General features: G+C 44.8%; 11 protein-coding genes and 1 pseudogene. 4 read left to right on the top strand and 8 right to left on the bottom strand.

Annotated features, from left to right (window positions below):
- The 3 genes from RMO27_RS20795 to RMO27_RS20785 form a co-directional block, all read left to right on the top strand.
- The coding region (locus RMO27_RS20795) for a cytochrome c biogenesis protein CcdA (RefSeq protein ID WP_309736167.1) at nt 1–669 on the top strand (669 nt) is incomplete at its 5' end.
- Between the two features lie 32 nt (nt 670–701).
- Nucleotides 702–1,640, top strand: coding sequence for a thioredoxin-disulfide reductase (gene trxB, locus RMO27_RS20790; protein WP_396133776.1), 939 nt, complete (start codon nt 702–704; stop codon nt 1,638–1,640).
- A 30-nt stretch (nt 1,641–1,670) separates the two neighbouring features.
- Nucleotides 1,671–2,000 (top strand): thioredoxin domain-containing protein, encoded by a 330-nt coding sequence (locus RMO27_RS20785; RefSeq protein WP_309736165.1) that lies wholly within the window; start codon nt 1,671–1,673, stop codon nt 1,998–2,000.
- A 126-nt stretch (nt 2,001–2,126) separates the two neighbouring features.
- On the opposite strand, the gene RMO27_RS20780 is transcribed toward RMO27_RS20785, so the two are convergent.
- Nucleotides 2,127–2,438 (bottom strand): DUF6404 family protein, encoded by a 312-nt coding sequence (locus RMO27_RS20780; RefSeq protein ID WP_309736162.1) that lies wholly within the window; start codon nt 2,436–2,438, stop codon nt 2,127–2,129.
- Nucleotides 2,439–2,602: 164 nt separating this feature from the next.
- Here RMO27_RS20780 and RMO27_RS20775 point away from each other — a divergent pair, with 164 nt between their 5' ends.
- Nucleotides 2,603–3,952: a cytochrome P450 gene (locus RMO27_RS20775; RefSeq protein ID WP_309736159.1), complete on the top strand. Its 1,350-nt coding sequence runs from the start codon at nt 2,603–2,605 to the stop codon at nt 3,950–3,952.
- 74 nt (nt 3,953–4,026) lie between these two features.
- On the opposite strand, the gene xth is transcribed toward RMO27_RS20775, so the two are convergent.
- The 7 genes and pseudogenes from xth to RMO27_RS20740 all read right to left on the bottom strand — a co-directional run.
- Complete coding sequence (gene xth / locus RMO27_RS20770; protein ID WP_309736157.1) at nt 4,027–4,818, bottom strand: exodeoxyribonuclease III; 792 nt, start codon at nt 4,816–4,818, stop codon at nt 4,027–4,029.
- 101 nt (nt 4,819–4,919) lie between these two features.
- Nucleotides 4,920–5,264 carry a DUF952 domain-containing protein gene (locus tag RMO27_RS20765; protein WP_309736155.1) on the bottom strand — a complete coding sequence of 115 codons (345 nt, stop codon included), beginning with the start codon at nt 5,262–5,264 and terminating at the stop codon, nt 4,920–4,922.
- A 24-nt stretch (nt 5,265–5,288) separates the two neighbouring features.
- Nucleotides 5,289–5,519 carry a (2Fe-2S) ferredoxin domain-containing protein gene (locus RMO27_RS20760; RefSeq protein WP_309736152.1) on the bottom strand — a complete coding sequence of 77 codons (231 nt, stop codon included), beginning with the start codon at nt 5,517–5,519 and terminating at the stop codon, nt 5,289–5,291.
- Nucleotides 5,520–5,596: 77 nt separating this feature from the next.
- Entirely contained in the window at nt 5,597–7,120 is a 1,524-nt protein-coding gene (locus RMO27_RS20755) for a response regulator (protein ID WP_309736150.1), read from the bottom strand.
- Nucleotides 7,121–7,486: 366 nt separating this feature from the next.
- Entirely contained in the window at nt 7,487–7,918 is a 432-nt protein-coding gene (locus tag RMO27_RS20750; protein WP_309736149.1) for a response regulator, read from the bottom strand.
- Nucleotides 7,919–7,964: 46 nt separating this feature from the next.
- Nucleotides 7,965–8,216, bottom strand: a complete 252-nt coding sequence (locus RMO27_RS20745; RefSeq protein ID WP_309736147.1) for a histidine kinase dimerization/phospho-acceptor domain-containing protein — start codon at nt 8,214–8,216, stop codon at nt 7,965–7,967.
- A 14-nt stretch (nt 8,217–8,230) separates the two neighbouring features.
- Nucleotides 8,231–8,536: pseudogene (locus RMO27_RS20740) on the bottom strand (IS1 family transposase); the annotation flags it as partial.
- Nucleotides 8,537–8,604: the final 68 nt, after the last annotated feature.

Here is an 8,604-nt window from a genome sequence, read left to right as displayed (position 1 = left end):
GAATGGTTTTCCAAACAAGATACTGCCAATCCTTTGGTACTGATGCCGCTGGCTTTTATTGGTGGTTTAATTGCCAGTGTTTCCCCCTGTATTCTCGCATTGTTACCACTTAACTTGAGCTATATCGGTACCCGTAAGATTACCTCTCGCGGTGATGCTTTTGTGAAAGCGGGATTGTTCGTACTCGGGAATGTCATCATTCTCGGTTTGTTTGGCTTAGTATCATCATTTGCTGGTGCAGTAATGGTGGAATATCGCGGTCATATTAATGTGGTTGTCGGCGCGATTATTCTCATTATGGGTTTTGGCTTATTAGGATTAATTAAAATCCCTTTGCCCGAAATTAATGTCGATGGCTCGAATTTTGGCCCCTTCGGTGTGGGTTTGACTTTTGCTTTAGTTAGTTCGCCTTGTGCGAGTCCAGTCTTATTTGCCGTTCTCGCTGCCGCAGGTGCTAGTGGTTCGCAGTTACTCGCCGTACTGACAATGGCAAGTTATGCCTTTGGTTATACGATGATTATCTTTCTCGCTAGTTTGCTAACTGGATTTGCCAAGCAAGCAAATTTACTATTGAAATATTCGGAAAGCATTACCAAATTCGGTAGTATAGCTCTGATTTTAGCAGGGATTTACTATCTAATTACCGGAGTGCAATGGTTTTTAGGTTAGTTATTTGTTAAATCGATTACTGTAAGAAAGCGATAATAGAACAACTCGTAATTATCGGTTCGGGGCCAGCAGGATATACAGCGGCAATCTATGCCGGACGCGCTCAATTGCAACCATTGATGTTTGAAGGTTTCGTAGCTGGAGGATTGCCAGGTGGTCAATTAATGACGACCACCGAAGTAGAGAATTTCCCTGGTTTTGCTGATGGGATTCAGGGGCCAGCATTGATGAAGGAAATGCACCAACAGGCTGTGCGGTGGGGAGCCAAATTAATTACTGATGATGTAGTTAAAGTAGATTTTAGTCACAGACCATTTACAATTACCACTGACGATCTCGAAGTCAAAGCTCAGGCAGTAATTATTTGTACTGGTGCGACTGCCAAACGGTTGCATATCATCGGCGAAGAACAGTTTTGGAATAATGGGATCTCTGCCTGTGCAATTTGTGATGGTACTAATCCCTTATTTAAGGATGTCGAAATTGCCGTAGTTGGCGGTGGTGATTCGGCAGCAGAAGAGGCTTTATATTTAACTAAATATGCCAGTAAAGTGCATCTATTAGTCAGAAGCGATCGATTGCGGGCTTCTAAAATCATGCAGGAACGAGTCTTAAACCACGATAAAATTCGCGTGCATTGGCAAGCCTTACCAATTAGTGTCGATGGTGATGATGTCCTCCGCAGCGTGCAGATTCAAGACCAAAAATCTGGCGCACTGACTGAATTAAAAGTTGGTGGTTTATTCTACGCGATCGGGCATACACCCAACACCCAACTTTTTCAAGACAAATTGGATTTGGATGACAAAGGTTATATCAAAACTATTGGTAAAAGCACTGCCACCAATATTGCAGGTGTATGGGCGGCTGGCGATGTCCAAGACCATATTTATCGTCAGGCAATTACAGCAGCAGGCACGGGCTGCATGGCTGCACTAGAAGCCGAACGATGGTTAGCAGAAATTAATTAATTAGCAAATATAATTTAGAGGCAATTTAAGATGTCAGCATCAACTTTTTTCCAAGGTCGTCTAGCTTTTGAACAATTGCAAAGTGAATCAACTAAATTGATTCTAGTCGAAGTCAGCGCACCTCACTGTAGCTCTTGCGATACGCTCAGACCTGTTTTGCATCAACTAGCCACCGAACAAGATGGCAACTTCGATCTAGTGGAAATCGATATGACTGAAGAGCCAGATCTGGCGATCGATCTTGGCATTCGTAGCGTCCCAACAGTGGTACTATTTAAAGGCGATCGACTGCTGGAAAAGATCGTTGGCTTGAAGCCGAAAAAACTATATGTAGAAACAATTCAAAAATGGGTTCACTAAACCTGTCCGCTAGAACTCGAATAGGATCGTCATTTCCTTTTTACACAAACCCTCTTCTGAAATGACTTTCGAGTAATTTAGCATCCTTAACCCGGTGGTTGTTTCCAATGCTACTCAACCCCCTAGTTAGAGAAAAGGTAGATTTTTGGGTGAGGGAAAATCCGCCCAATCGGGTAGTTGTAGTTTCCGCGCTTGTCTTTGCCAAAATAGTGCCATGATTAGCCCAAAACCTAAGCCACTTATTGAACCAATAAACATCGCAAACATCGTCAATAGTAACGAAAAACCAGCAATTATGGTACCACCACCTAAAAACCAATAGATAAAGTGTGGCACAACTCCCATGAAAAGTCCCATCAAGCAGCCATAAGGGACTCCCGCAACTACCACTCCAGTCCAGAAGGGGAGAAAGTATGGTGGGGGAGTCTCAAACCCCAATAACTAGAGTAGCTGACAGGCAGGTGGAATTGCATTCGATCGCCAATAACCGCGATCTCGTAGCAGTTGCTTGAAGTGGGCAACTTTCTGTTTGTGGGTCATCGATTCAAGTCCTACACTGAAAATATTTGATAATAGAGATATCTAATCATATTCAAAATTTTATGACGGCACTAATACCAACACTCAATACACCTAGCCCAATCCAGCTTTGGCAGTGGATTACCGAACCACTCAAGTATTTGCACGATTGCGATCGACAATGTGGCGATATGTTTGCCGTCAGTATGACTGGGGCATTCAAGGGTGCGGTATTTATCAGCGATCCGCAGGCGATTCAGCAGCTTTTAACCAGTGATAACAAACAATTTGCCGCACCTGGTTCGATCAATCAAATCTTAAAGCCTTTTTTAGGAGAACGCGGTGTGATCTTACTAGATGCTGGCGAACATCGTCAGCGGCGACAGTTATTGATGCCCCAGTTTCATGGGGAAAAAATTCGAGCTTATACCGAGTTAATTTGTGCAGTGACGCAAGATCTGGTGGCCGGATGGCAGGTTGGTGAAACTATCAATCTCCGCGCGGAAATGCAGTCAATTTCGCTCTCCGTAATTTTACAAACTGTATTTGGACTATACAAAGGCGAACGGTACGATCTCATTCGAGATAAATTACTCAAAGTGATCTCATTGATTGACTCACCAATCAATTCTAGTTTCTTATTTATGCCCTTCTTGCAGCAAGACTTAGGAGCATGGAGTCCGTGGGGACGATTTTTACGAGATCGAGCCGAACTAGATCGGTTAATCTATCAAGAAATTGCCGATCGACGGCGCAATTATCAACCAGATCGATCGGATATTTTAAATCTATTAATTGGCTCTCAAGATGCTGAAGGGAATGGGATGAGCGACATCGAGTTGCACGATGAACTGATGACGTTACTATTTGCCGGACATGAAACCACCGCAACCGCGCTCTCGTGGGCAATTTACTGGATTAATTATCTACCTGAAGTCAAACAGAAATTAGCGGCAGAAATCGCCACATTAGGGACAGAACGCGATCCGCTGACGATTAGCAAACTCCCTTATTTAAATGCAGTCTGTTCGGAAACATTGCGGATTTATCCAGTCGGCATGTTAACATTTCCGCGCATTACTCAGGAGCCAGTATCTTTGCAAGGATACAACATTCCCGTCGATACAGTAGTTGTCGGCTGTATTTACCTGACCCATCATCGGGAAGATCTCTATCCCGAACCGCATTTATTCAAACCGGAACGCTTTCTAGAACGTCAATTTTCTCCCTATGAATATCTACCCTTTGGTGGTGGTAGCCGTCGCTGTATTGGTATGGCATTAGCTCAATTAGAAATGAAGTTAGTTTTGGTGGAAATGCTTGCACATTGCCAACTGGAACTCGTCAGTAAATCACCAGCAATTCCAGCTCGACGCGGCGTTACATTAGGGCCAAAAGGTGGAATAGAGGCTAAAATAATTGCTAAGAAATAAGTCCAAATAGTTAGGAGTTGGGAGTTGGGAAAAGATGGTATTTCACAATTCAAGAACGTGTTGTATAGATCGACCTATAATTCTAGAACAACAGGCGCATGGTCGCTGGGTTGGACTAATTTGCGCGGCTCGATATCGATCGAGCAACTGGTGGCTCGATCGAGTAAATCTGGAGTCAGATACAGATGATCGATCCGCCAACCGCGATTGCGTTCAAATCCCTGTTGACGATAATCCCACCAGCTAAAATGTCCGCCAGTACTGGTAAATTTCCGAAAGCTATCTTGGAAGCCTAAATCGATAACTGATTTACGTAATAATTCGCGTTCGGTGGTAGTTGCCATCACTCGATCCAAGGAGACAGTTTTGCTATGAATATCAATATCATCCAAGGCAATATTAAAGTCTCCACAGACACAAATTGACTGCTGACCGGACGTGATCGAGTGTTTTAAATACTGACCTAATAACTCCAACCATCTTAGCTTGTAAGCGTACTTATCGCTACCGATTGTGTTTCCATTCGGGACATAGAGATTGACAATGCGGACGCCATCGAGACTGCCGGCAATTACCCGTTTTTGTTCGTCCAAGTCGCCCACTAATTCTGATGCTAATACCCCACCAAACCCGCGACTCACATCCGTCAGTGGCTGCTTGCTAAATATGGCGACGCCATTATATGATTTCTGTCCAGAAACATATACCTGATAACCACAAGATTCGATCGCCGCGATCGGAAATTGCTCGTCGGTGGCTTTACTTTCTTGGATGCAAAGCACATCAACCGGATGTTGTTGCAACCAGTTATTCACAATCTCTAGCCGCGTCCGAATTGAGTTGACATTCCAAGTTGCAATTTTCATTCTAGGGGTAGGAAGTGGATAGTGGATAGTGGATAGTGGATAGTGGATAGTGGATAGTGGATAGCGATCTCGAAAATCTTAATTGATCGATCGATTATTAATTAACTAGCTAATTCTTTTGGCATGATAAATACTCCATCTATATTAGCTTCGAGATCGACGGCTTTTATGACTGCATCGATATTTAATTCGCCGTAGATATGTGGGAATAAATTATTTTGATCTACGCCTTCATCGCGAATTTCGGAGGTGACTCGATCGCGATCTATGACCAGAATCATCACATTTTGAAGACCCGTAAAGAATCGATTTGCCGAGCCGACAACTTGAGCCAGCGTAGAACAGTGAATGAATCCTTCCGTCGCTAATGTATCGCTGCGATAACTACCTAAATTCTTGGCTTTTGTCCAGCGATCGGCAAGGGTAATATGCAGAATAGTATTCATAAATATATTAATAATTACGCTAGTTTAGAGCGATGTCAAAATTGTCGATACATCTTGTGGACGAACGTGATAATACCATATTCTTGCTGGCAAAACTAAGACGATCGGTCCATTCCCACAGTTACCCAAACAACCACAACCTTCAATGCTAATTTCTGGCGAACTCAGCGTGCGAACAGCCGCCAATACAGCGGCAGCACCTTGTTTTTTACAGGTGCGATTTTGGCAAATCAAGATGCAAGTTGGTTCGTTCATACCGATCGCGATCGCTAAAATTCACTAAATTATAGCTGCCATCTATCAACTATTCACTCCCAACTCCCCATTCCCAACTAACCCAACCATTGCTGAATAGTTTGATTGAGTAGTTTGAGCTTGACTGGCTTAGTGAGATAGTCATCTGCGCCAGCATTCAAGCATTTATCGCGATCGCCATCCATAGCCAGAGCGGTGAGTGCCACGATCGGAATTTTTGCTAGTTGGGGATGTTGACGGATGCGGGAGATCGCCTCCAATCCGTCCATCCCTGGCATTTGAATATCCATCAAAATCAGATCGGGATAGTACTGTTGGGCAAGTTGGATCGCCGCTGCGCCATCTTGAGCGACGATCGGACGATAGCCTTTCACGGTGAGATAACTAGAAATCGTATTAATATTTAGTTCGTTATCTTCGACGATCAGGATCAATGGTGGTTCGGGGATCTCTTCAACGATCGTGCCTGACGCAGTACCGAGATAGTCCGGCATCTGCAACGGATCGGTCATATTACCGCCGCCGTGCCAAATCGGTTCGGCTACCAGACAAGTATGTGGTAAGGACACCTCGATATAATTGCCTTGACCGATGATACTCTGGCTAGTGAGCGTACCACCATGCAATTCGACGATCGGGTTGACGAGCATCAAGCCGAGACCGACATGATGGCTATCGTTGGTATAGCCTTTCATCGGGAGGCCGGGGAGACTCGATCGACCTAATTCATCCTCGTTCGGAGTAGCTAGAATCTGTTTGCTAGTATCGATCGCGGCAAACCGGATCGCGGAATTGGCATCTACCGTCGTCCCGACTTGCTCCCTAGTCACTGTCAATTTGACCTGACCACCAATCGGGGTCGCATCGATCGCCCGATCAAGTAAATTAATCAATACTTGGCGCATCCGTTGGAGATCGACACAAATTGCACCAGCATTAGCCGGAATATTTGTCTCTAATTGAATCTGTTTTTGGATCGCGTGGTGTTTGACAAAATTAGCACTAAACTGACACAGTTCGGCCACCAAAACTTGCGTCAGTTCTAGTTCTAGCTTTCCGCCTTGAATTTGAAACAGATCCGTCATGTTATTAACCAATGCGAGTAAATAGCCCCCACTGCGATCGATCGTCGTCACTGCATTGAGTTGTCTCTCGTTCATGACTCCGAAGACTTCTTCTAATAAGGCTTCTGACATGCCCAAAATGCCATTGAGCGGGTTGCGAAATTCATGACTGAGTGTGGCAATGAATTCATCTGTAAAGTAGTTCGCTGCCCCTCTGGGAGCGTTAGTGTGCACATCATTTGAGGTCGATGGCCGTAACTGAGGATAACGTTGTTCGAGTTCGATGATTTTGGCAGTATCTCCCGATCGCACGTAGCAATCGCGGGCATCTTGTAAATAGACTGTGGCAATTTTTGCTTTGCCCCAGGCCGCATAAAATTGACTGGCGCGTTCGTGAGCGAGTGCTTCGGCTGTTAGGGATTGATCGATTTGAGCGGCGAGGATGGAGGATTCTAATCGATCGATTTCGATTGCATATTCTGCCCAAGTTTTGGCTTGGGCTGCTTCTACAAATTCATACTCATCTCGATCGTTCATGTGCAAAAATTCACGTTAATATTTGATTTTTATCTAGTTTTTGCAAGTCGAACCTAGCATCTAGCCGCTACTAGTGATTCTCAAACACCGTTAGTATATCCGATCGAGCTAACCAGATCGCATCTCAACGCGCGTGGTTAGCTTCATTGAAAAACTATTTCTGCAAAGATTAGCAACAACGATCGACTAAATCGAGATCTTAGCACTAGCTTTGAAGGCTGGTAAATATTTCACTAAACTAGTTGGATCGCGCGATCCAACTGCTACATATTTAGTATACCCACATCGTCCGTCGATCGATTACAAAAAAGATTTCTTTTGTCATTACTGCAAATTTACACCTCACCATGGTTGAACCCTTAACTGCTAATTTAAGTCCAGACACTCTTGAATGGTGTGATATAGCTCGCAAAGTTTGACTGGCTTGGCTAAATATCGATCGACGACAGCAGCCAGCCATTGTTCCCGTTCGCTGGTGGTGGCAACGGCGGTAGCCAGCGCAATCATCGGGATATAGACTTGGGTTGAGTGGTGACGAAGCCACTCGATCGGGGGAATGCTGTCCTCAGACATGTGCAGATCGATTAAAATCAGGTCTGGATGATGGCTTTGAGCTAGTAAGATTGCCTGTTGCTCGCTGTGGGCGACGATCGTCCGATCGCCTTTGGTATGCAGATAGCTGGTGAAGGTATCGATCGTGACCGCGTTGTCTTCAACTAGCAAGATTGATGGTGCTGGCGGCAGGGGGTGACTCGATCGATCCAAGGTCAAACCAAGATCCGCCGCAGCGACCGCCAACTCAGGCTGGGGGATCTCGACTGTAAAGCAACTACCGCAGCCGATCTCACTCTCGACGACGATCCGACCGCCGTGTAATGGCTTGTTGTCTGACTAACAGTAAGCTCGACTTACACAACTCCGCGAAGGACACCTGGGTGATATTTAGTTCGAGTTTCCCGGCGGCAATCTTGGAGACATCGAGGAGATCGTTAATCAGTGATAATAAATGCTCGCCACTTTTAGCGATCGTCGAGATCGAACTTAGTTGGCGCGGATTGAGGTCGCCAAATAGCTGTTCTGCTAGGGCTTCAGACATGCCCAAAATCGCATTTAGAGGGGTGCTCTGGTTGAGAGTAATTCAAGCATGGTGACAGGACGATTGATGAAACCCATTGCCATTGAAGGAGTTTCTTTCTTCCCAAGTCCCCAATGTGGTCTGACCCAATTATGAATCATTCGTTGCATATCCAATACTCTTTGTAATCCTTTGACTGCCTTTACATACAAATTCTGCCTTCTGCGGTATCCACTAGCTCGTCTCCAAAGAGAGCTATTTTGAGCTTCATTATGATTAGCATGTACATCTGATTTAGGGCTAGTTGCTGTAAATGGATGCTCTTGTTTTAGCCATTCAATGCACTTCATTTCTCTACGATGTATACTCCCCCTCTATTATACTAATCACCCTATTCCTGCACAGTGCC

The sequence above is a fragment of the Chamaesiphon sp. OTE_75_metabat_556 genome (assembly GCF_031378165.1).
Lineage (GTDB): Bacteria > Cyanobacteriota > Cyanobacteriia > Cyanobacteriales > Chamaesiphonaceae > Chamaesiphon.
This window is presented reverse-complemented; position numbering and strand designations above follow the sequence as displayed.